Origin of the sequence: Streptomyces sp. NBC_01381 (assembly GCF_026340305.1) — a bacterium.
Lineage (GTDB): Bacteria > Actinomycetota > Actinomycetes > Streptomycetales > Streptomycetaceae > Streptomyces.
Genome location: NZ_JAPEPI010000002.1, coordinates 3088591 through 3112710 on the forward strand (window position 1 = coordinate 3088591; position 24120 = coordinate 3112710).

Sequence of the window (24120 nt, forward strand, 5' to 3'; positions counted from 1 at the left end):
CAACTGTGAGGAGAAAACCCGATGGCCCGAGCCCGTGTCGAGGACGTTTGGCCGCTGTCGCCGCTGCAGGAAGGGCTGCTGTTCCACGCTTCGTTCGACGACCAGGGCGCCGATGTGTACCAGGGCCAGCGTGGCGTCGACCTGATCGGGCCCCTGGACGCCGACATGCTGCGTGCCTCCTGGGAAGCGCTGCTGGATCGGCACGCTGCGCTGCGGGCGAGCTTCCGGCGGCGGAGCTCAGGCGAACCGGTGCAGGTCATCGCCCGCGAGGTGACCCTGCCGTGGCAGCACGCGGACGTCAGCGGGCTGGCGGAAGCCGACGCGGCCGCCGAGATCGAGCGGCGGTGCGCGGCGGAATTGCGGGAGCGCTTCGACCCGGCGACGCCGCCGCTGCTGCGACTGCTCCTCGTCCGCCTCGCCGAAGACCGCCACCGGCTCGTGCTGACCAGCCACCACGTCCTCATGGACGGCTGGTCGTTGCCCGTGCTCTTCGGCGAACTGGCGGCCATCTACGCGGCCGGCGGCGACACGCGCGCACTGCCCAGGGCCACCTCGTACCGGGACTACCTGGCCTGGCTGCAGCGCCAGGACAAGCCGGCCGCGCGGGCGGCCTGGCAGGCGGAACTCGCCGGCGCCGAAGAGCCGACGCTGGTCGCCCCGGCCGACCCGGGCAGGCGTCCCGGCGAGCCCGCGAACCTCATCACCGACCTCTCGGCCGAGCTGACCCAGGACCTCACCCGGCTGGCCCGCGGCCAGGGCGTGACCCTCAACACCGTGATCCAGGCGGCCTGGGCGCTGGTTCTGGGGCAGCTGGCCGGCCGCACGGATGTGGTGTTCGGCGCGACCGCCGCCGGGCGGCCCGCGGAACTGCCCGGCGTGGAGTCCATGGTCGGCCTCTTCATGAACACCCTCCCCGTGCGGGTTCGCCTCGAGGCCGCCCAACCGGTCGCCCAACTCCTCGCCGACCTGCAGAAACGCCAGTCCGCGCTGATGGCGCACCAGCACCTCGGACTGCCCGAGGTGCAGCGTATTGCCGGCCCGGGCGGCGTCTTCGACACGATCGTGGTGTACGAGAACTACCCCAGCCCGCCGAAGGAGGAGCCCGCCCCGGGACGCCTCGAAATCCGCCGCACACCGGCGGTGCGGGACGCCTCCCACTATCCGCTCGCGCTGATCGTGGTGCCCGAGGAGCGGATGCATCTCAAGCTGGACTACCAGGAGGAGCTGTTCGGGCGGGAGGACATCGCCGCGATCGCTGGCCGGTTGGTGCGGGTGCTGGAGCAGGTGGCGGCGGATCCGCGGGTGCGGGTGGGCGAGATCGAGCTGCTGGATGCGGGGGAGCGGGCGCGGGTGGTGGGGGAGTGGAACGCCACGGCGCGGCTGGTGTCGTCACTGTCCGTCCCTGAGTGTTTCCGGGAGCGGGCGGTCCAGGACCCGGAGGCGGCAGCGGTGCGGTGTGGGGCGGAGGCCGTCTCGTACGGGGAGCTGGATGCCAGGTCGAATCGGCTGGCTCGGTATCTACGTGATCGCGGTGTGGGCCGGGAGTCGCGGGTGGGCCTGCGGCTGCCACGTGGCATCGACATGATCGTCTCGATGGTGGCGGTGTGGAAGGCCGGGGGTGCGTATGTGCCGTTGGATCCGGAGTACCCCGCGGACCGGCTGGAGTTCATGACGGTCGACAGCGGTGCGTCGGTGGTGATCGATGTCGAGTGGCTGGCGGACGTGGGTGTGGCGGTTGCTGCCGAGTCGGACGCGCCGCTCGAAGTGGAGCTTGATCCTGATCAGTTGGCGTACGTCATCTACACCTCGGGCTCCACAGGACGCCCGAAGGGTGTGGCCGTCGCGCATCGGGGTGTGGCCAATCTGGTCGAGGCGATGGCGCCGGTGCTGGGCACCGGTCCTGGCGAGGTGACGCTGCAGTTCGCGTCGTTCAGCTTCGACGCCTCGGTGCTCGACGTCGCCGTCACCCTGGCGTCCGGCGGCACCCTGGCGATCGCCACCAGCGAGGAGCGCACGGATCCGCAGGCGCTGGCCGACATGGTCCGTACGGCTGGGGTGACGGTGGCCAGTGTGGTGCCGTCGCTGCTGTCGGTGCTCGATCCGCGGTCTGTGCCGGGGGTACGGAACTGGGTCCTGGGCGCCGAGCGGCTGACCGCCGGCCTGGCCGCCAAGTGGCGCGCCGGGGCCGAGGTGTGGAACACCTATGGCCCGACCGAGGCCACCGTGATGACGACGGCCGTAGCGCTCAGTACCGGCATCACCCCGGACGATCAGCCGCCGGCGATCGGCATTCCACTGTCCAACACCCAGGTGTACGTCCTGGATGACTTCCTGCGGCCGGTGCCGCCGGGTGTAGTCGGCGAGGTCTATCTGGTCGGCCCGGGTCTGGCCCGCGGCTACCTGGGCCGTCGGGAGATGACCGCGGAGCGCTTCGTGGCCTGCCCGCACGGCGACGGGGCCCGCATGTACCGCACCGGCGACCTCGCCAAATGGAGCGCCGACGGGCTGCTGCACTTCCAGGGCCGCGCCGACGAACAGGTCAAGATCCGCGGGTTCCGCATCGAACTCGGCGAGATCGAATCCGTCATCGCCGCCCACCCCGATGTCACCCAGGCCACCGTCGTCGTCCGCGACGACCGCATCGCCGCGTACGCGGTATCAGAGGCCGCTCCGGACACCGCCGCCATCAGGGAATTCACCGCCGCCCGCCTCCCGGACCACATGGTCCCGGCCACCGTGACGGTGCTGGACGCCCTGCCGCTCACCCCCAATGGCAAGGTCGACAAGGCGGCGCTGCCCGCACCCGAGTACGCGGCCGGCCAGGGCCGGGCGGCAGCCACGCCCGTGGAGGAGATCCTTTGCGGGCTGTTCGCCGATGTGCTGGGTGTGGAACGGGTGGGGCCGGAAGACGACTTCTTCGAGCTCGGTGGGGATTCACTGCTCGGCATGCGGCTCGTCGCGCGTATCCGGGCGGTGCTGGACGCGAAAGTGAGCATCCGCGACCTGTTCGGCACACCCTCGCCCGCCGGGCTGGCGCGGCAGCTGGCTGGCGCCGTCGAACGCAAGCAGATGGAGCTGTTGCCGCAGCCGCGCCCCGACCAGGTGCCGGTCTCGTACGCACAACGCCGCATGTGGTTCCTGAACCGGCTCGCCGAGGCGGACTCGGAGGCGGCGGGGGCGTACAACTTGCCGCTGGCGCTGCGGATGGAGGGTGAGCTGGATCTGCAGGCGCTGGAGGCGGCGCTCGGCGACGTCGCGGACCGGCACGAGACCCTGCGGACCGTCTTCCCCGATGCGGATGGCGAGCCGTGGCAGCAGGTGCTGGAGGGTGCTGCCGGACGGCCCGCGCTGGACGTGCGGCCGGCCGATGCGGGGCGACTGGAGGAACAGCTCGCGGCAGCGTCGGGCCGCGGCTTCGATCTGAGTACGGAGCTGCCGTGGCGGGTGTCGTTGCTGCGGGTGGCACCGGAGGAGTCCGTGCTGCTGTTGGTGGTGCACCACATTGCCTCGGACGGCTGGTCGATGGGGGTGCTGGCGCGGGATCTGCGGGTCGCGTACGAGGCGCGGTGTGCGGGTCGGACGCCGGGCTGGGAAGCGCTGCCGGTGCAGTACGCGGATTACGCGCTGTGGCAGCGGGAGGCGTTGGGTGATCCCGGTGATCCGGAGAGTGTGATCAGCGGGCAGCTGGCGTACTGGAAGGACGCCCTGGCCGACGCGCCGCCGGAGCTGGCCCTGCCGGTGGACCGTGCGCGCAGGGGGGAGCCCTCCTTCCAAGGCGGCAGTGTGCCGGTCTCGGTGGATGCGGACACGCACCGGCGGCTGGTGGCGGTGGCTGCCCGGGGCCGGGCGACGATGTTCATGCTGGTGCATGCTGCGCTGTCGGTGCTGCTTTCGCGGATGGGCGCCGGGTCGGACATTCCCGTGGGCACCGGCATCGCCGGCCGCGGGGACGCGCAGCTGGAGGGACTGTCGGGGTTCTTCGTGAACACGCTGGTGCTGCGGGCGGATCTGGAAGGTGACCCGTCCTTCGCCGAGGTGCTGCGGCGCGTCCGGGAGACGGATCTGGCGGCGTACGCGCATCAGGATGTGCCGTTCGAGCGGCTGGTGGAGGAGCTGAACCCGGCGCGCTCGCTGTCCCGCAACCCGCTGTTCCAGGTGATGCTCGCGCTGCAGAACATACCTGAGGCCGAATGGCAGCTCCCCGGCCTCCGGGTCACGCCGCTCCCGCCCGTGGCGGAGTTGCCGGCGCGATTCGACCTCGCCGTGACGCTGGGCGAGCGGCGGGGTGCGGATGGCTCTCCGGCGGGTCTCGGGGGCGGGATTCTGTACGCGGCGGATCTCTTCGACGAATCGACCGTACGGGCTCTCGGCGACCGCCTCGTACGGGTCCTGGAGCAGGTGGCCGCCGATCCCCAGATGCGGCTGAGCGAGATCGACGTACTCGACGCGGGTGAGCGGGCGCGGGTGGTGGGGGAGTGGAACGCCGACACCCGGCCGGTCGAGTCGGCCACGGTAGTGGAGGCCATCGCGGCGCAGGTGGTTCGGGCTCCGGACGTGGCCGCGGTGCGCTGCGGATCCGAGGAGCTGTCGTACGGGGAGTTGGAGGTCCGGTCGAATCGGCTGGCCCGCTACCTGCGTCGTCAGGGTGTGCGCGGGGAGTCGCGGGTGGGTCTGCGGCTGCCGCGGGGTGTCGACATGGTGGTGTCGATGCTGGCGGTGTGGAAGGCCGGGGGTGCGTATGTGCCGCTGGATCCGGAGTACCCCGCGGACCGGCTGGAGTTCATGACCGTCGACAGCGGCGCGTCCTTGGTGATCGACGCGGAGTGGTTGGCGAGGGCCGAGGGCGCGATTGTCGCCGAGCCCGACGCGCCGCTTGAGGCCGTGGTGGATGCCGGTCAGTTGGCGTATGTCATCTACACCTCGGGGTCGACGGGCCGTCCGAAGGGTGTGGCGGTGGCGCACCGGGGTGTGGCCAATCTGGTCGAGGCGATGGGTCCGGTGCTGGGTGCCGGTCCTGGTGAGGTGACGTTGCAGTTCGCGTCGTTCAGCTTCGATGCCTCGGTGCTCGACGTGGCCGCCACTCTCGCGTCCGGTGGCACCCTGGCTATCGCGGCCAGCGAGGAGCGCACGGATCCGCAGGCGCTGGCCGACATGGTCCGTACGGCTGGGGTGACGGTGGCCAGCGTGGTGCCGTCTCTGTTGTCCGTGCTCGACCCGCATACCGTCCCCGGCATACGCAACTGGGTGCTGGGTGCCGAGCGATTGACCGCCGACCTGGCCGCCAAGTGGCGTGCTCAGGCGGGTCTGTGGAACACCTACGGGCCGACCGAGGCGACCGTCATGACCACGGCCGTGGAACTGCCGGCAAGCTTCACATCCGACGACGAAGCGCCGGCGATCGGCAGTCCCCTGCCCAACACTCAGGTCTATGTCCTGGACGATTTCCTGCGTCCGGTGCCGATCGGTGCCACCGGCGAGGTGTATCTGGCCGGTCCGGGTCTGGCCCGCGGCTATCTGGGCCGCCGGGACCTGACCGCCGAACGTTTCGTGGCCTGCCCGTACGCCGACGGCGCCCGCATGTACCGCACCGGCGACCTCGCCAAATGGAGCGGCGACGGGCTGCTGCACTTCCAGGGCCGCGCGGACGAACAGGTCAAGATCCGCGGCTTCCGCATCGAACTCGGCGAGATCGAATCCGTCCTCGCCGCCCACCCCGACATCGCCCAGGCCACCGTCGTCGCCCGCGACGACCGCATAGCCGCCTACGTTGTGTCCGACGCGTCGCTGGACCCCGCCGCCATACGGGAGTTCACCGCCACCCGCCTCCCCGACCACATGGTGCCGGCCACCATCACGGTCCTGGACGCCCTGCCGCTCACCCCCAACGGCAAGGTCGACAAGGCCGCCCTCCCCACCCCCGAAACTGCCACCGGTCACGGACGGGCACCATCCACCCCCGTCGAGGAAATCCTCTGCACCCTCTTCGCCCAGGTCCTCGGCATTGGCGAGGTCCGTATCGATGACGACTTCTTCCAACTGGGCGGGGACTCACTGCTCGGCATGCGGCTCGTCGCCCGAATCCGCGCGGTGCTTGACACCGAGGTGGGTATCCGCGACGTCTTCGGCGCACCCACTGTGGCCGGGATCGCCCGGTTGGTTGGCGACGCCGCGGCCGAGAACCGGGTGGCGCTGCGGCCGCAGCCGCGGCCCGACGACGTGCCGCTGTCGTTCGGCCAGCAGCGCATGTGGTTCCTGAGCCGGATGGACGGCGTGGACTCGGAGGCGGCGGGGGCGTACAACCTGCCACTGGCGCTGCGGATGGAGGGTGAGCTGGATCTGCAGGCGCTGGAGGCGGCGCTCGGCGATGTCGCGGACCGGCACGAGAGCCTGCGCACCGTCTACCCCGACCGGGAGGGCAAGCCCCGCCAGCACGTACTGGCCGGACATGATGCCCATCCGCGGCCGGCCGTCGTGGACACCGAGGAGTCCCGCCTCGATGAGACTCTGGCCGGGCTCAGCGGCCGTGGCTTTGATCTGAGTGTGGAGCTGCCGTGGCGGGTGTCGTTGCTGCGGGTGGCGCCGAGGGAGTTTGTGCTGCTGTTGGTGGTGCATCACATTGCCTCGGACGGCTGGTCGATGGGGGTGCTGGCCCGGGATCTGCGGGTGGCGTACGAGGCTCGCTGCGAAGGGCGGGCGCCGGGCTGGGACCCGTTGCCGGTGCAGTACGCGGACTATGCCCTCTGGCAGCGGGAGGCGCTGGGTGACCCGGGTGATCCGGAGAGTGTGATCAGCGGGCAGCTGGCGTACTGGAAGGACACGCTCGCCGACGCACCACCCGAGCTGGCGCTGCCGATGGACCGCGCCCGTACCGCGACCCCCTCCTTCCGCAGCGGAACGGTGGACGTCGATGTGTCCGCACAGACGCACGCCCGCCTGATCGAGGCGGCCGGGCGCGGCCGGGCGACGATGTTCATGCTGGTGCATGCCGCGCTGTCGGTGTTGCTGTCGCGGATGGGCGCCGGGTCGGACATCCCCCTCGGTACGCCCGTCGCGGGACGCGGGGATGCGCAGCTGGAGGGGCTGTCGGGGTTCTTCGTGAACACGCTGGTGCTGCGGGCGGATCTGGAAGGTGATCCGTCGTTCGCGGAGGTACTGCGGCGGGTGCGGGAGGCGGATCTGGCGGCGTACGCGCATCAGGACGTGCCGTTCGAGCGGCTGGTGGAGGAGCTGAACCCGGCGCGCTCGCTGTCCCGCAACCCGCTGTTCCAGGTGATGCTGGCGCTGCAGAACATCCCCGAGGCCGAATGGCAGCTGCCCGGCCTACGCGTCACCCCGTTCCCGCCGGCCGCCGCGCCTCCGGCGCGGTTCGACCTGTCCGTATCCCTGGGTGAGCGGTGGGGTGTGGATGGCGCTCCGGCGGGTCTCGGGGGCGGGATTCTGTACGCGGCGGATCTCTTCGACGAGTCGACGGTACGGGCCCTTGGTGACCGTCTCGTACGGGTCCTGGAGCAGGTGGCCGCCGATCCGCAGGTGCGGCTGAGCGAGATCGACGTACTCGAGACGGACGAACGGGCGCGCGTGGTCGAGGAATGGAACGCCGGCACCCGGCCGTTCGGCCCGCTGACCGTGCCGGAGCGCTTCCAGGAGTGGGTGGTCCGGACCCCGGACGTGGCCGCGGTGCGCTGCGGGTCCGAGGAGCTGTCGTACGCGGAGCTGGAGGCGCGGTCGAATCGGCTGGCCCGCTACCTGCGTCGGCAGGGCGTGCGCGGGGAGTCGCGGGTGGGTCTGCGGTTGCCGCGCGGCGTCGACATGGTGGTGTCGATGCTGGCGGTGTGGAAGGCTGGCGGCGCGTACGTGCCGCTGGACCCGGAGTACCCCGCCGACCGCCTCGAGTTCATGGTCGCGTCCAGCGAGGCACAGGTCGTGCTGGACACCGCCGTGCTGGCCGACGCGGAGGAGGCGATCACCGCGGAGTCGGAGCTGCCGCTCGAAATAGAGGTGGCTCACGACCAGTTGGCGTACGTGATCTACACCTCCGGCTCCACCGGCCGCCCCAAGGGCGTCGCTGTCCCCCACCGAGGCCCGGCCAATCTCGTCGAGGCGATGGGGCCTGTGCTGGGCGCCGGTCCTGGCGAGGTGACGTTGCAGTTCGCGTCGTTCAGCTTCGACGCCTCGGTGCTTGACGTAGCCGTGACTCTGGCGTCCGGCGGCACCCTGGCGATCGCCGCCGGTGAGGAGCGCGCCGACCCGCAGGCCCTGGCCGCCATGGTCGAGGGAAGTGGTGTCACCGTCGCGAGCGTGGTGCCCTCCTTGCTCGGAGTCCTGGACCCGCAGACCGTCCCCGGCGTACGCAACTGGGTGCTGGGTGCCGAGCGGCTGACCGCCGACCTCGCCGCCAAGTGGCGGGCGGCGGCCGGGCTGTGGAACACCTACGGTCCGACCGAGTCGACCGTCATTGCCACGGCCGTGGCGCTCGACGAGGGCATCACACCGGACGATCAGCCCCCGGCGATCGGCAGCCCGCTGCCCAACACCCGGGTCTATGTCCTGGACGATTTCCTACGTCCGGTGCCGATCGGTGCCACCGGCGAGATCTATCTCGCCGGTCCGGGTCTGGCCCGCGGCTACCTGGGCCGCCGGGACCTGACCGCCGAACGCTTCGTGGCCTGCCCGTACGCCGACGGCGCGCGCATGTACCGCACCGGCGACCTCGCCAAATGGAGTGGCGACGGGCTGCTGTACTTCCAGGGCCGCGCCGACGAACAGGTCAAGATCCGCGGCTTCCGCATCGAACTCGGCGAGATTGAGTCGGTCATCGCCGCCCACGAACACATCGCCCAGGCGGCCGTCGTCGTCCGCGAGGACCGGCCCGGCGACCCCCGCCTGGTCGCCTACGCCGTCCCCGTCGAGGGCGGCGGACTGGACCCCGCCGCCGTGCGGGAGTTCGCCGCCGCCCGGCTGCCCGAGTACATGGTTCCGGCCACGGTGATGGCGCTCGACGCGCTGCCGCTCACCCCCAACGGCAAGCTGCACAAGTCCGCCCTGCCCGCGCCGAGCTACGCCAACCTGGTCTCGGCGCAGGCGGCGCAGGGTGAACTCCAGGAGACGCTGTGCGTCCTCTTCGCCGAGGTGTTGGGCCTGGAGCGGGTCGGGCCGGACGACAACTTCTTCGACCTGGGCGGCAACTCGGCCCTGGCGATGCGGCTGGCGGGACGGGTCCGTACCGAACTCGGCGCTGAGCTGAGCATCCGGCAGTTCTTCGGCGCCTCGACCCCGGTCGGCGTGGAGCGGCTGCTCGGCGCCAAGCTGCGGCCGCCGCTGCGGGCGGTGGAACAGCGGCCCGCCGAACTCCCCGCCTCCGTGCATCAGCAGCGGGTCTGGCAGGCGGAACGGGCGGCCGGCGCGGACGCGACGAGCAACCTCGCCGCCGCGCTGCGGCTCGAGGGCGAGTTGGACGTGCCGGCTCTGCGGGCGGCGCTGGCCGATGTGGTGGCGCGGCATGAGCTGTTGCGTACGCGGTTCCGGGAGAGCCCGGAGGGCACGCTGGTGCAGGAGCCGTCCGAGGCCGGCGACGACGTTGTACGCGCCGGGCCGGCGGTGCTGCCGGCGGTACTGCCGGCGAGCGAGGACGAGCTGCCCGGGCTGCTGGCGTCCCGTATTCGGCAGTGCTTCGACCTGTCCCGGGAGATGCCCTGGGCGCAGCATCTCTTCAGGCTCTCGGCCACCGGGCATGTGCTGCTCCTCGTCATCCACCCGATCGCGGCGGACGAGTCCTCGGTGAATCTGCTGATCCGCGACCTCGCGGCCGCCTACGGGGCACGCCGCGAAGGGCGGGCGTCGGAACGGGCGCCGCTGCCACTGCAGTTCGCCGACTACGCGCTCTGGGAGCGCGGGCTGCTCAAGGGTGAGGAGGAGGCGGAGAGCCTGGTCGCCGATCAGCTCGAGTACTGGAGGGCCGCCTGGGCCGACGCCCCGCTGCGGACCGGACTGCCGACGGACCGGGAGCCGGCGGCCGGGCCGGACCGGCGCACCGCCTCCATCCCGATCCGGATCCCGGCGGATACCCACGCCCAGCTCCTTGACGCGGCCGACGCCGCCGGCGCGACCACCTTCACGGCGGTGCATGCCGCGCTCGCGCTGCTGCTCTCCCGGCTCGGCGCCGGCACGGACCTGCTGCTGGGCACCGTACTGCCGCGGCCGGACGGGGAGGAGAGCCTGGAAGGCGTGGTCGGGCCGCTGTCCGGGCTGCTGTCGCTGCGCCTGGACACCCACGGCAACCCGGCCTTCCGCACCCTGGTCAAGCGGGCCAGGGAGGCGTACCAGGAAGCGCTGCAGAACCAGGACGTGCCCTTCGACCGGCTGGTGGAGCGGCTGGAGCCGAGGTCGAGCGGAGCCCATCACCCGGTATTTCAGGTTCTCCTCGACGTACGCGACGACATCGCCGAGAAGTGGGAGGACGCGGGGTTGCCGGGGCTGGCCACCACCAGGCTGCCGCTGCCGCCCCAGAACTCCGCGCTCGACCTGCGGCTCACCCTGACCGAGAGCTTCGAGGACTACGGGGACCCGGACGGCATCGTCGGCAGCCTGGACTACGCCGTCGACCTCTTCGACGAGCCGGAGGCCGCCGCCTTCGCCCGCCGGCTGGTGCGGGTGCTGGAGCAGGTCGCGAAGGATCCGGAACTCCCGATCGGCAGACTCGAGCTCCTTGACGAGGGCGAGCGGGCCCTGACCGAGCGGCCGGCGGCAGCGCCAGGCGACCAGGGCACGGACGTGCGGTGGCCGGACGGCACCCGTGCCCATCTGCTGGACTTCTACCTCCGTCCGGTCCCGCCGGGCGCCCTGGGCGAGGTGTACGTCACCGGCCCGGCGCTCGCGCACCGCTACCCGGACGCATCCGGCGAGACCGGCAGCCGCCTCGTCGCCAGCCCCTTCGGCCGCCGCGGCGAACGGATGCTGCGCACCGGCCAATGGGCCCGGCGCGAAGCCTCCGGCCTGCTGCGGCCGCACGCCGCGGGCGACCCGGACCGGCACCGGCGCGACGGCGTTGGCCGACGCACCGTCAGAAACTCCGAGGACCTCGGGGTGCTGCTGCCGCTGCGTGCCGAGGGCGATCGCCGGCCGCTGTTCTGCATTCACCACGGCACCGGCCTGAGCTGGAGTTATGCCACCTTGCTGCCGCACCTTCCGGCCGATCTGCCGATGTACGGCATCCAGGCGCGCGGCCTCGCCGGCCCGGAGCCGCTGCCGCAGAGCATGGAAGAGATGGTGGACGACTACGTTGCCCAGCTGCGGAGCGTGCAGCCGCACGGCCCGTACCGGCTGACCGGCTGGTCCTTCGGCGGTGTCGTCGCGCAGGCCATCGCCTGCCGGCTGGAGGAACTGGGCGAGCAGGTCGATCTGCTCGCGCTGCTCGACGCGTATCCGTACCGGGACGTCGGATCCGTCGGCAGCGACCAGGAGGGCGGCTTCGGTCCGGTGGACGGCAGGGGCAGCTGGGACGAGGACAGCGGCGCCGGTCCCGGCCGGGACGTGGAGGCGCGCGGGGCGCAGCTGGAGAACATGCGGGAGGTCATCATGAACATCGTCGGCCTCATCCGCGACCACACCCCGCGCCGCTTCGGCGGCGACCTGCTGGTGTTCGTGGCGACCGAGCGGCGCACCGAGAAGTTGCTGGCCACCGAGGCCATCGCGAGCTGGCGCCCCTACGTTGCCGGGAACATCGAGACCCACGAGGTCACCTCCAGCCACGAGGACATGCTCGAATCCGCGCACCGGTCCGGCATCGGCCGCGTGCTCACCGCGAAGATCCGTGCCGGAAGGGGCGATTGAGATGGCAGCGGAGAAGTCCTTCGACATCATCCCGAACCATGTGCGGGAGGGAATGGAACCGCCGCCGGGCCTGGAGGTGATGAGCGAGCGGACGCCGCTGCTCGAGGACACCGGGCCGGGGCTGATCAGCTGGGTCGCCACGGGACGGGACGAAGTACGGGAGATCCTCGGCGATGCCCAGTGCCGCTTCTCCACCCGGCCACCGGCCGACAGCGAGGAGGAGTCGCGGGAGATCACCCAGATCGGCAATCCGCTGATGCACGACCCGCCGGAGCACACCCGGCTGCGCAAAATGCTGGCGCCGGAGTTCACGCTGCGCCGGATGCGCCGGATCGAACCGCAGGTCGAGCGGATCGTCGAGGACCGCCTCGACGTCATGGAACGGGCCGGCAGCCCGGCCGACTTCATGCGGCACTTCGCCTGGCCCATCCCCGGCCTGGTCGGCTGCAGTCTCCTCGGCATCCCCCGCGACGACCAGGCGGAACTCGCCCGCCACCTCGACCTCAGCCGGCGCGACAACCGCGGCTGGCGGGCCCGCCGCGCCTCCGCCAAGGCCTTCGACGACTATCTGGCCCGCTACGTCGCCACCAAGCGCCGCGACCCCGGCGACGACCTCGTCAGCGGGCTGATCAAGGAGCACGGCCCGGAGGTGACCGACAAGGAACTGGTGGGCCTGGCCGCCTCCGTCATGGCCGCCGGGATCGAGAACATGGTCGGCATGCTGGGCCTGGGCATCCTGGCGCTGCTCGACCACCCGGACCAACTCGCCGTGCTCCGCGGGAAACCCGAGCTGATGGACCGGGCGGTGGAGGAACTGCTGCGCTACGCCACCGTCGTCGCGGTCGCCTCACCACGCACGGCGCTGACGGAGGTGCGCATCGGCGAGCACACCATCGAGGCCGGGCAGGTCGTCTCCTGCTCGCTGCTGGCGGTCAACCGCGCCCAACCGGACGAGACCGCCCGCGACCGCCTCGACATCCTCCGCGAGGGCGACAACCACCTCGCCTTCGGCCACGGCATCCACTACTGCGCGGGCGCGGCCCTCGCCCGCATGGAACTGCGGATCGCCTTCGCGGCCGTGCTGCGTCGCTTCCCCGAGCTGCGGCTCGCGGTGCCCCGCGAGGACCTGCGGTTCCGGCCGCCGTGGATGGCCACCTTCGGCATCGAGAACCTCCCGGTCTCCTGGTAAACGGAAAGGCACCCCATGCCGAAGCCACCGGAACTGCCCCCGCACTTGCGCCGCGACGGCCTCGCCCCGACGCCCGAGTTGACCCGGATGAGCCACAGCACGCCCGTCGCCCGCGACCCCGGAGTCTTCGACTGGGTCGTCACGGGGCGCGCGGAGGTACGGGCGGTGCTCAGCGACACCGACCGGTTCAGCTCCGTGCCGCCCGTACAGCAGAAGGCCATCTCGCAGCCCAAGGAGGCCGGAAATCTGCTGCATTACGACCCCCCGGAGCACGGCCGGCTACGGAAGCTGCTGGCGCCGGCCTTCACCAGCCGGCGCATGCGCTCGATGGCTCCGGCCGTAGAAGCGGTGGTGGCCGAGCGGCTCGACGTGCTGGCCGAGAACGGGCCGCCGGCCGACCTGATGCGGCACTTCGGCTGGCCGGTGCCGGGCCTGGTCAGCTGCGCGCTGCTCGGCATCCCGCGCGACGACCTCGCCCAGCTGGGTCGGATGCTCGACGTGCGCTCGCCCAGCCGGATGGACGCCCACTCCGGCAGCCGCGCCCGGCGGCGGATAGCGGCACAGAAGGCGTACATCTCGTACCTCGGCGGCATCGTCGCGCGGCAGCGCCGGGAGCCCGGCGAGGACCTGCTCGGCACCATCGTCCGCGAACACGGCGCGGAGCTGACCGACGCCGAACTGGTCGGCGTCGCCAACTCGTTTCTCTTGGGCGCGCTGGAGAACTCAACGCAGATGCTGGGCCTGGGCGTGCTCACGCTGGTGCAGCACCCGGACCAGCTCGCGCTGCTGCGCGCGGGGCCGGAGCTGCTGGATCAGGCGGTGGAGGAACTGCTGCGCCACGTCACGGTGGTGTCGACGGCGTCGCCGCGGACGGCGCTGGAGGACGTGACCCTCGGCGGGCAGCAGATCAAGGCCGGCGAGACGGTCTCCTGCTCCCTCCTCGCGGTCAACCGCACCAGGCTGCCCGGCGGCCCCGAGGACCGCCTGGACCTCACGCGCGCGGACGCCTCCTCGCACCTGGCGTTCGGGCACGGCGTCCACCACTGCATCGGGGCCGCGCTCGCGCGCCTGCAGCTGCGGGCCTCCATCGCCGGGCTGCTGGCGCGGTTCCCCGGGCTGCGGCTCGCCGTTCCGGAGGCCGAGCTGCGGTTCCGTCCCTTCGCCGCGCAGTACGGCGTGGAAGAGCTGCCGGTCGCCTGGTGACGCCGACGGCGGCCCGGACAGGGCCGTCGCCCACGTCAGTGCCCGGCCGGTGTCATACGGCGCCGGGGGAGCAGCGATAGAGGGTCTCCTGGCCCTGTGGGCCTGCCTGGTCCTGCTGCTCGGGGTCTGCCTTGCCCTTCGAGGGCTTCGCTCCGGCCTGATCCTCCGAGGACCTCGATCCCGTCTGCTCCTCCGGCGCCTTGGGTCCTGGGCGGCCCTTCGGGTCCTTCCGGTCTTGGGCTTCCTTCGGGGCCTTCGGGGCCTTCGGGGCCTTCGGGCTTTCAGCTCCCTTGGGCTCACCCGGGCCCTTCTCGCCCGGCTGCTGTGCGCCGTACGCCTTCGGCTCGACCTTGGTGCACGTGGACCTGACCCAGTCGTTGATCTGCCCCACCGAGCTTCCGGGCTGTGACGCGCCCGTCTTCCCGTCGCCGCCGCGCAGCAGTGCGAAGCGCAGCTTGCCGTCCGCGACCAGCTTGCGGTACTCGGCCAGGGTCGCCGAGTTGGCCCCGCCCGTGAACCCGCCGAGCGGCAGCAGGGGCAGGGCCCTGGCGTAGATGTACGGGGCCGCCGACTCCCAGCCGTCGGTGGAGAAGGTGTACTCGGCGCCGCGGTTGTGCTTTTGGACGTACGCCAGGAGTCTCTTCTGGTCCTTGCTCAGCCCGGTCACGATGCCGCCGCCGCTCTGGGCCCCGGACGGGCCGGAGGAGCGGCCCGGCTGCCCGGAAGCCCCCTGCCCGCCCGAGGATATGGCCGGCCCGCCGCTCTTCTTCCCCGGCTTGCCGCCCTCCGGCCGGTAGGGCGGCCCGGCGTACGCGTCGAATGACGAGCCGGCGTACGTGGAGTCAAGGACCGACAGCGACCACGCCGTGGGCGCGGCGAACATCGCGACGCAGCCCGCCACCAGCCCGGCGACCCCGATCCGGCGGGACAGCCGGGCGTCCGGCGGCGTCGGCAGCACCGCGTACACGAGCGCCGCGCAGGCCGCGACGGACGCCGCGAGGATCACAGGCGTGAGCCACGGCACGAACTCCGGGTACTCCGCGGCCACATGCAGCGTCCATGCCTCCTGTACGACGATGACGGCCGGCAGCACCAGGGTCTGCGGCGGGCCGAGCGCCGTGCGGTGGATGCGCCACAGCGCCACGATGCCGGCGGCGGCCAGCGCGGCCAGCGCGGGTGCGAGCAGCGTGACGTAGGCCGTGTGCGGGACCCCCATGGCGCTGAGCAGCACCGCCGAGGTGAGCAGCCAGCCGCCCCACATCAGATAGCCGGCCCGCCGCTGGTCGGTGCGCGGGGCGCGGCGGTGCCGAGCCAGGCCGAGGACCAGGGACAGCAGCGCCAGCGGATACAGCCAGCCGATCTGCGCGGCGAACCGGGGTCCGAAGAGCTTGCCCCACCCCTCGGTGCCCGGCATGGCCTGGGCGTCGCCCGCTTGGGCGCCGGCCTGGCCCTGCGACGGCGGCGCACCCTGGAAGGTCCCCTTGAACGAGCCGTCGATCAGGCCGTCGTGCAGGCGGTCGAGCCCGTTGTAGCCGAAAACCATGGCGAAGGCGCTGTTGTTGGTCGTGCCGTCCGCGTACGGGCGCGAGCTCTCCGGGGTGAAGGTCATCAGCGCGACCCACGACAGTGACACGGCGAGCAGCACGCCGCCGGCCGTCACCAGCTGCCCCAGCCGCTTGCGCAGCGGGTGCGGGGCGGCGATGAGATAGCCGAGGGCGAGCGCCGGAACGACGACCCAGGCCTGCATCATCTTGGCCTGGAAGCCCAGCCCGATCCATACGCCGCTGAGCAGCAGCGGGCCCAGGCGGCCGGTCATGACCGCCTTCTGGTACTGGTCCGCGGCCAGCACCAGGCACATGGTGAGGGAGGCGTCGAGTATCGCGTGGCCGAACATCGACGCGGCCACCGGCGTCATGGTCAGCAGCCCCGCCGCGGCCAGCCCGGCCACCGGACCCTGCCAGCGGCGCACCACCCGGTACAGGACCAGCACCGACACCACGCCCTCCAGCACCTGGGGCAGGGTCAGCGCCCAGGCGTGAAAGCCGAACAGCCGGGCGGCCAGGGCCTGCGGCCACAGAAAACCGCCGACCTTGTCCATGGTGATGGTGGCCGCCGGGTCGAGGGCGGTGAACCAGAACGCGTGCCAGCTCTCCGACATGCTGCGGGCGGCCACCGAGTAGTACGGGGCGTAGGAACTGCTGGTGAGATTCCAGCCGTACAGCACGGCGGCGAGCGCGGCCACCCCCAGCAGCGCCGGGCGGGCCCAGGGCGGCTGGTCCGGGGGAGAGCGCCAGAACCAGCGGCGGTGGGGCGGTGGGGCGGTGCCGGGGGAGGCCTCGGGGTGGGTGGCCGCAGCAGTCAGCGTCATGTCCTCACCGTGTGAGGGCCCCGGTAACCGTGCGGTCACAAACGCTTGCGGAATGGACAGTTGGACGGCCGCGGCTGTGTCCGCCGTGTGACCGCCGTCCGCGTAGAAACGGCTGCATGCTCATCACACGCAAGCGCACCAAAGCGCGCACCCTGATCGCCACGTCCGCACTGCTTCTCGCCGCTTTCGGTGCCGCCGGTTGCTCCGGTGACTCGAGTGCCGCCGAATCGGGGAGCAGTAAGTCCCCTGGAACCAAGGACAAGGGATTCACCCAGGCGCTGGCCTACTCGAAGTGCATGCGGGCGAACGGCGTGCCCGACTACCCGGACCCGGAGCAGGACGCCGACGGCCGGGTCATCATGAACCCCGGCAACGGCCAGAACGACCCGAAGACCCAGCAGGCGATGGAGGCCTGCCGCGACAAGATGCCGCAGGGGCGCTCCCGCGAGAACGGCGGCAAGATGGACACCTCGAAGGTGACCTCGTGGGCGAAGTGCATCCGCGAGAACGGCATCCCGAAGTTCCCGGACCCGGAGATCGACGGCACCCGGCTCAACGTACCGCTCGGCAAGATCGGCATGATGCCCGACGACCCGAAAATGCAGAAGGCCTCGCAGGCCTGCCAGGACAAGTCGCCGGGCGGCGAGCTGTACTTCACTGACGGGTCCGAGCAATGACGTCGCCGGACCACACCCCCGGACCGCGGGGTCCCGGCGGGCCGGACAGCGACCCGGCCGCCGCGTTGGAAGTGCGCGGGCCCGGTGCCCTGGCCACCGAGCAGCCGGCCGGGGCGGCGCTCGCCGCTTCCGCCCAGGATCCCGCGGCTCCGGCCCCCGTCCCAGCCGGCGGCGGCGAGGGCCAGGACGGCGCCGGCGGCGGCGAGGAGCCGCCGCTCAGCCACCGCAAGCGGCGGCCGCTGCGCACCACCCTGATCGTGCTGGTGGCGATCGCCGTGGCCGCGGCCGCGGGCCTCGCCGCCACCGGCACGCTGGGCGGCAAGGACGACGACAAGCCCCAGGCATCCAAAGGCCCCTCGGCGACAGCGAAGGTGCAGCGCACCTCCCTCACCGACACCCAGACCGTGGACGGCAAGCTCAGCTACGGCGACGCGTCCACCGTGCTGGCCCAGTCCTCCGGCGGCGGCGCCAAGCCGGGAGCGGGCGGCGGCTCCGGCATCGTCACCTGGGTGCCCAAGGCCGGCGACACCATCAAACGCGGCGGGGACGTCTACCGCGACAACCAGCAGAAGACGCCCCTGCTCTACGGCAACATCCCCTTCTACCGGACCATGAAGTCCGGCACGTCCGGCAGCGATGTCAAGATCCTCGAGCAGAATCTGAAGGCCCTCGGCTACGACGGGTTCGTCGCCGACTCCACGTACAACGACGACACCGCCGCCGCCGTGCAGGAGTGGCAGGGCGACCTGAACCGCGAGGAGACCGGCACCGTCAAGCCGGGCGACGCGGTGGTGGCCCCCGGGGCCAGGAAGGTCTCCGAGGTGAAGGCCGAGGTCGGCGCCGCGCTCAGCGGCACCGTGCTGTCCTGGACCGCGACCGAGCGGGTCATCACCGTGGACCTCGACGCCCAGTACGAGGACCTCGTCAAGAACGGCACGAAGGCGCAGGTCAAACTCCCTGACGGGACGAGCGTCGAGGCGACGGTCACCGAGGTCGGCTCGCCCTCCAACGCCGCCGACGCGGGGTCCGGCGACTCCGGCTCCGGTGACTCCGGCTCCGGCGACAGCGACAAGGCATCGACCCTCCCCGTCGAGCTGAAGGTGAAGGATCAGAAGGGTCTCGGCAACTATCAGGCGGCGTCGGTCGACGTCACCCTGAAGTCGGAGAGCCGCAAGGATGTGCTCGCGGTCCCGGTCAGCGCCCTGGTGGCCAAGGACGGCGGCGGCTACGCGCTGGAGGTCGTGAAGTCCTCGGCGCCGAACGGTGTCGAGTACGTCCCGGTCAAGCTCGGCATGTTCGCCGACAGCATGGTCGAGGTCTCCGGCGCCGGCATCTCCGAGGGCACCGTCGTGGGGGTCCCGAAGTGACCGCACTGTCCCACCCGGTGGTCGACCTGGCCGGGGTTTCCAAGTCCTACGGCGACCTCGCCGCGCTGCGGTCCGCCGACCTGGTGATCCACCACGGCGAACTGCTCGCGGTGGTCGGTCCCTCCGGCTCCGGCAAGTCCACGCTGCTCAACATCATGGGCACCCTGGACCGCCCCTCGGAGGGCAAGGTCCGTATCGGCGGCCACGACATCGACGAGCTGCGCGACCGCGACCTGTCCGCGCTGCGGGCCGCCACCATCGGCTTCGTCTTCCAGCAGTTCCACCTGGCGCAGGGCGTACCGGCGCTGGACAGCGTCGCCGACGGGCTGCTCTACAGCGGCCGGTCCCGCGCCGAGCGACGCGAGCTGGCCGAGCGGGCGCTGCGCCGGGTCGGCCTCGGCCTGCGGCTCTACCACGAGCCGCACCAGCTCTCCGGCGGCGAGAAGCAGCGCGTGGCCATCGCCCGCGCGGTGCTCGGCGACCCGCCGCTGCTGCTCGCCGACGAGCCGACCGGCGCGCTGGACTCCCGCTCCGGCGCGGTGGTGATGGAGCTCCTGCACGAGCTGCAGGAGGCCGGCACGACGGTCGTGGTCATCACCCACGACCGCGACATCGCCGCATTGCTGCCGCGGGAGGTCCGGCTCAAGGACGGCCGGATCGAGCACGACTCGGCTTTCGGCGCGGCGGCCGGCGAGCTGATGGCCGGAGGGAGCGTCCGATGAGCCTGACATCCCCGCCCCGGGAGACCGGTGCCGCCCCCTGGCGCAGCCTCCCGGCGCCCCCGCGCCCCAAGGCGGCCCGGATGGGCCCGGCCGATGTGGTCCGGGTCGGCGGCTCGGGGCTGCGCGCGCGGCCGATGCGGGTGTTCCTGTCCGCGCTGGGCATCGCCATCGGTATCGCCGCCATGATCGGCGTGGTGGGCATCTCCTCGTCCTCCACCAACGACCTCAACCAGCGCCTCGCCGCACTCGGCACCAACCTCCTGACGGTGTCCCCTGGCGAGTCCTTCGGCGGCGGCACCGCGCACCTGCCCGAGCGCTCCCTCTCGATGATCGGCAACATCCCGGACGTCACCTCGGTCTCCGCCCTCGGCAAGACCAGCGCGAAGGTCTACCGCAACGACCTGATGCCGAAGGAGGAATCCGGCGGCCTGCGCGTCACCGCCGCCCGTACCGACCTGCTGAAGTCCATCGGCGCCGAGCTCACCGACGGCCGTTGGCTCAACGCGGCCAACAGCAAGTACCCGGCCGTCGTGCTCGGCGCCAACGCTGCCTACCAGCTGAACATCCACCACGCTGGACCGGAGGTACGGGTCTGGCTCGGCGACCGCTGGTTCACCGTCGTGGGGCTGATGGCGCCGAACGAGCTGCTGCCCGACCTGGACAACAACGCGATGATCGGTTGGGGCGTGGCAGAGCAGGAGCTCGGCTTCGACGGCTACCCGACCACCGTCTACGTCCGTGCCGAGGAGGACGCGGTCAAGGACGTCCAGGCGAAGCTCGGCGCCACCGCCAACCCGGAGGTGCCCAACGAGGTCGACGTCTCCCGCCCCTCCGACGTACTGGCGGCGAAGGAGGCCACGGACGACACCCTCAGCGGACTGCTCCTGGGCCTCGGCGGCGTGGCGTTGCTCGTCGGCGGCGTCGGCGTGGCCAACACCATGGTCATCTCCGTCCTCGAGCGCCGCTCCGAGATCGGCCTGCGCCGCTCGCTCGGCGCGACCCGAGGCCAGATACGCACCCAGTTCCTGGCCGAGGCGCTGCTGCTGTCTGCCCTTGGCGGCATCGGCGGCGTACTGCTCGGCATCGGCGTCACCATCGGCTACGCGACGTACCAGGACATGACCACGGTGGTGCCGGTCTGGGCCATGGTCGGCGGCGTCGGCGCCACCCTCGTAATCGGCGGCCTGGCCGGCTTCTATCCGGCTGTACGAGCCGCCCGGCTGCCTCCCACCGAAGCGCTGGCCACCTCGTAGTCCCGCTGCCGTTCCGCCCCGGGCCGCGGTGCCCCTGCTGACACCCCCGAGCAGCAGGGGCACCGCACCGTCTGCGGCGGCACGCAACCCTTCGGGCGGGTCGCGGAGTTGGTGGTGGACCTCGTAGCCGAGCAAGGCGTCCAGTGCGTGGGCGTGGGCGAGAAGGGCGTCGACCGAGCGATCGAGGATCACCTCCGGTCCGGCGGCGGCGAGTGCGGAGGACTCGTGCAGGATTCCGCCGAGGCGGTCTCTCCGGTGGCGATCACCTGCAGGCCGTGCGGTCGGACGGAAGCTCGCTGCGGGGAGCGGGCCGACACCCCTGTCGTGCACTTGCTCGGCGCCTACGCGGCAGTGGTTCAGTTGGCCCCGTTCGACTTCCGGGGCCTGCTCGGTGTTGGTGTCAGCCGAGGGCCTGGAACTCTGCGAGCGACAACGGCCGGCGCACCTTGCCGACGTGCTGGGACGAGCCGAGGTCGACCTGCCACCACGGGTTGCTGTCGAGCAGCGTGAGGGACGTGTGGGTGACGGAGCCGGCGCGCTGTTCACCGCTGGTGTCGCCGTCCACCGCCCGGTCGGCACCGGTGGTGCTGATCCGCAGTCGCACCTTGTTGGTGGTGACCGGCTCCGACAGCTTCAGGAGGCGGCGGTAGCCGATCGTGGTGCCACTGCCGACCTCCTTCCACGACGAGCCGTTCCAGACCCGGTAGGGACGGAAAGACCGGGCAGACGATGCTCCGCTCCGTGCTCGGCGCGAAGTTCGCGCAGCGGGCACTCACGGTGGGATCACCGGACCGCTGCCTGAGCTGGGGTTCTACTTCAAGGACCCTGACCCGGGAGCGTCTTCGTCGGTGGCCGAGCAGTACGGGGGGCTCGGCTTCGCGGAGCGGTTGCGGACGGCAGGTGAGCCGGGGGCTCGTGAGCGGGCCCCGTGCTGGTCCCAATTCCCTTGACCCGCACGGGGGTTGTGGCATGACACAAGGCGCAAAGGATGAAGGACGCGAGTCTTGCCCGCCCATGAACCATGTGAAATTTTACATGTCACATGTGCTATGTGTTCATGTCAAGCAAGATCGCTCTCCATATCCCCAGTAGAAGGAGAAGTCGCGATGTCCCTACGGCGCTACGTCGTGCCCTTATTGATAAGTACCGCCCTGATGGCGGGGAGCGGCGCGCAGGCACTGGCCGCGCGGCCCGCTCCGGAGCCCACCGCCCCTGCCACTGCCACCGCCACTGCCGCACGCGGCAAGCCGGTCTCAGGACCGACCGAGATCGTCGAGCAGGACAGACCCGGCAAGCAGAAGAGTGCCGAGCGGCTCGCACCGCTCACGCCCCCGGCCGCCACGGCCCCCAAGGCGCTGCGGACGACCCGGACCGCGGCCGACTGCCGGGTCTCCGACTTCACCGGCAACACGGGCGCGGCCCTGGTCAACGCGATCAAGGCCGCCTCGGTCGGCTGCGTCAACTCGCTGTTCAGCGTGACCGGTTCGGACCAGTACCACGCCTTCCGTGAGGCGCAGATGGTCACCGTGGCCAACGCGCTGCGGACGAACGCCGCGTCGTACGACGGGACCAACGCTGCCAGCACTGAACAGCTCATCCTGTATCTGCGCGCCGGGTACTACGTCCACTACTACAACCCGGACACGGTCGGCCCGTACACGGGCACCCTGGCCACCGCGACCAGGCAGGCGCTGGACACCTTCTACGCCAACCCGGCCACCCGCACCGTGAGCGACGCGAACGGGGAGATCCTCGGGGAAGCCGTCGTCCTCATCGACAGCGCCGAGGAGAACGCGCGCTACCTGTACGTCGTCAAGCGCCTGCTTGCCGCGTACGACAGCGCCCACAACGCCAATTGGTACATGCGCAACGCGGTCAACAACGTCTTCACGGTCCTGTTCCGCGGGGAGTGGGCGGACGGCTACCCGGCCGCGGTACAGGCCGACCCGAGCATCGTGGACGCGGTCCACGGCTTCGCCGCCAAGCACCTGGACCTGCTGGGCACGGACTCCGCGTTCCTGGTGGCCAACGCCGGTGGGGAAACGGCCCGGTTCGTGCAGTACGCCGCCCTGCGGAGCAAGGTCCGCCCGCTGAGCAAGTGGCTGCTTGACAACAGCGCGATCACCGGCGCCCGCGCGAAGCTCTGGGTACGGGTGGCCGTCGTGGCCAACAGCAAGGACAGCGCGAACTGCTCCGCCTACGGCACCTGCGACCTGGAGAAGCAGCTCAAGGCCGCAGTGCTGTCCCAGAAGCACACCTGCAGCGCCGGAGTGCTGCACATCCTGGCCCAGAAGATGACCAACGACGAGTTCCAGGCGGCCTGTTCGAGCCTGCTCCGACAGAACACCTACTTCCACGACGTGGTCCAGGACGGCGGGCGGCCCGTGGCCGACGACAACAACACCACCATGGAGGTGGTCGCCTTCCGTTCCAGGGACGACTACCAGACCTACGCCGGCGCGATCTACGGCATCGACACCAACAACGGCGGCATGTACCTGGAAGGCGACCCCTCGGCCGCGGGCAACCAGCCGCGGTTCATCGCCTACCAGTGGGACACGGACAATGGCTTCGCAGCCCGCATCTGGAACCTCAACCACGAGTACACCCACTACCTCGACGGCCGGTACGACATGTACGGCGACTTCAGCGCCGGACAGGCACACCCGGCCGTCTGGTGGATCGAGGGCGCGGCCGAGTACGTGTCGTACTCCTACCGCAACCTCCGCTACGACGCCGCGCTCAAAGAGGCCCCGAAGCACACGTACGCACTCAGCACCCTCTTCGACACCACCTACGCGAACTCCAACACGGCCCGGACCTACCACTGGGGCTACCTGGCGGCGCGGTACATGCTGGAGAAGCACCCCGCCGACGTGACCAGGCTGCTCGGCTACTACCGGACGGGGAAGTACGCCGACGCGTACGCCTTCACCAAGTCGCTGAACTACGACAGCTCCTTCAACGCGTGGCTGGACACACTCTCGGGCGGCGGAACGACCGAATGCACGGCGTCCGACACCCGGGTCCTGGGCAAGAACTGCGGGCGCAGCAACGTCTCCGCGACCACCGGAAACACCGCCCACTTCTACCTCTGGATCCCCTCCGGCACGAAGTCCCTCACCATCAAGACCTCCGGCGGCACCGGCAACGCCGACCTCTACTTCAACCCCGACACCTGGGCCACGCCGAGCGCCCACACCGCCCGGTCCACCGGCCGGGACAACACCGAGTCCCTCACGGTGACGGGCCTGCGGCCGGGGGCGTACCACTACGTCAGCCTCCACGCCACGACCTCCTTCACGGGGGCGACCGTCAGTACGAGCTACTGAGCGATCTTGGGTAGGTGAGCTGTGGCTGGCGCTGTCAGGGTCGCTCGCCTGGTGAGGTGTTGAGCGACGCTGAAGATGTGCATGAAGGCGACGTGCTGGTTGTCGACGGGATGGTGTGAAACGACCCCAGCGGCCGTCAGGCCGCTGGGGTCTTCGAGATCACGGTGTAGCTCTCGTCGT

Annotated in this window: 10 protein-coding genes; 8 read left to right on the plus strand and 2 right to left on the minus strand. The window is 71.2% G+C overall.

The genetic code is table 11. The features are described 5' to 3' along the window. Positions 1-21: 21 nt before the first annotated feature. The 3 genes from OG453_RS35190 to OG453_RS35200 are packed head-to-tail and all read left to right on the plus strand — an operon-like array spanning position 22 to position 14221. The gene (locus OG453_RS35190) at positions 22-11829 is read left to right on the plus strand and encodes a non-ribosomal peptide synthetase (RefSeq protein WP_266872608.1); all 11808 of its coding nucleotides are present in this window, start codon (positions 22-24) and stop codon (positions 11827-11829) included. A gap of 1 nt (position 11830) precedes the next feature. Further along, complete coding sequence (locus OG453_RS35195) at positions 11831-13018, plus strand: cytochrome P450 (protein WP_266872609.1); 1188 nt, start codon at positions 11831-11833, stop codon at positions 13016-13018. 15 nt (positions 13019-13033) lie between these two features. After that, positions 13034-14221, plus strand: coding sequence for a cytochrome P450 (locus tag OG453_RS35200; RefSeq protein WP_266872610.1), 1188 nt, complete (start codon positions 13034-13036; stop codon positions 14219-14221). A 52-nt stretch (positions 14222-14273) separates the two neighbouring features. On the opposite strand, the gene OG453_RS35205 is transcribed toward OG453_RS35200, so the two are convergent. After that, the gene (locus tag OG453_RS35205) at positions 14274-16589 is read right to left on the minus strand and encodes a glycosyltransferase family 39 protein (protein WP_266872611.1); all 2316 of its coding nucleotides are present in this window, start codon (positions 16587-16589) and stop codon (positions 14274-14276) included. Between the two features lie 116 nt (positions 16590-16705). On the opposite strand from OG453_RS35205, the gene OG453_RS35210 reads away from it, so the two are divergent. The 4 genes from OG453_RS35210 to OG453_RS35225 are packed head-to-tail and all read left to right on the plus strand — an operon-like array spanning position 16706 to position 20608. After that, positions 16706-17266 (plus strand): hypothetical protein, encoded by a 561-nt coding sequence (locus OG453_RS35210; RefSeq protein ID WP_266872612.1) that lies wholly within the window; start codon positions 16706-16708, stop codon positions 17264-17266. Next, positions 17263-18633 (plus strand): peptidoglycan-binding protein, encoded by a 1371-nt coding sequence (locus tag OG453_RS35215; RefSeq protein ID WP_266872613.1) that lies wholly within the window; start codon positions 17263-17265, stop codon positions 18631-18633. Before OG453_RS35210 ends, OG453_RS35215 begins: the two co-directional genes overlap by 4 nt. Then, complete coding sequence (locus tag OG453_RS35220) at positions 18630-19355, plus strand: ABC transporter ATP-binding protein (protein ID WP_323178699.1); 726 nt, start codon at positions 18630-18632, stop codon at positions 19353-19355. The genes OG453_RS35215 and OG453_RS35220 overlap by 4 nt, the downstream gene beginning before the upstream one ends. Next, positions 19352-20608: an ABC transporter permease gene (locus OG453_RS35225; RefSeq protein WP_266872614.1), complete on the plus strand. Its 1257-nt coding sequence runs from the start codon at positions 19352-19354 to the stop codon at positions 20606-20608. The genes OG453_RS35220 and OG453_RS35225 overlap by 4 nt, the downstream gene beginning before the upstream one ends. A 400-nt stretch (positions 20609-21008) precedes the next feature. On the opposite strand, the gene OG453_RS35230 is transcribed toward OG453_RS35225, so the two are convergent. Further along, on the minus strand, positions 21009-21380 hold the full coding sequence (locus OG453_RS35230; protein WP_266872615.1) for a hypothetical protein: 372 nt from the start codon (positions 21378-21380) through the stop codon (positions 21009-21011). A gap of 334 nt (positions 21381-21714) precedes the next feature. Between OG453_RS35230 and OG453_RS35235 the strand changes: the two genes are divergently transcribed. Further along, the gene (locus OG453_RS35235; protein WP_266872616.1) at positions 21715-23940 is read left to right on the plus strand and encodes a M9 family metallopeptidase; all 2226 of its coding nucleotides are present in this window, start codon (positions 21715-21717) and stop codon (positions 23938-23940) included. Positions 23941-24120: the final 180 nt, after the last annotated feature.

Bases quoted from the DNA above. Each gene is read 5' to 3' on its own strand.
- OG453_RS35190 (WP_266872608.1), top strand. From the start codon at position 22: ATGGCCCGAGCCCGTGTCGAGGACGTTTGGCCGCTGTCGCCGCTGCAG.
- OG453_RS35195 (WP_266872609.1), top strand. From the start codon at position 11,831: ATGGCAGCGGAGAAGTCCTTCGACATCATCCCGAACCATGTGCGGGAG.
- OG453_RS35200 (WP_266872610.1), top strand. From the start codon at position 13,034: ATGCCGAAGCCACCGGAACTGCCCCCGCACTTGCGCCGCGACGGCCTC.
- OG453_RS35205 (WP_266872611.1), bottom strand. From the start codon at position 16,589: ATGACGCTGACTGCTGCGGCCACCCACCCCGAGGCCTCCCCCGGCACC.
- OG453_RS35210 (WP_266872612.1), top strand. From the start codon at position 16,706: ATGCTCATCACACGCAAGCGCACCAAAGCGCGCACCCTGATCGCCACG.
- OG453_RS35215 (WP_266872613.1), top strand. From the start codon at position 17,263: ATGACGTCGCCGGACCACACCCCCGGACCGCGGGGTCCCGGCGGGCCG.
- OG453_RS35225 (WP_266872614.1), top strand. From the start codon at position 19,352: ATGAGCCTGACATCCCCGCCCCGGGAGACCGGTGCCGCCCCCTGGCGC.
- OG453_RS35235 (WP_266872616.1), top strand. From the start codon at position 21,715: ATGTCCCTACGGCGCTACGTCGTGCCCTTATTGATAAGTACCGCCCTG.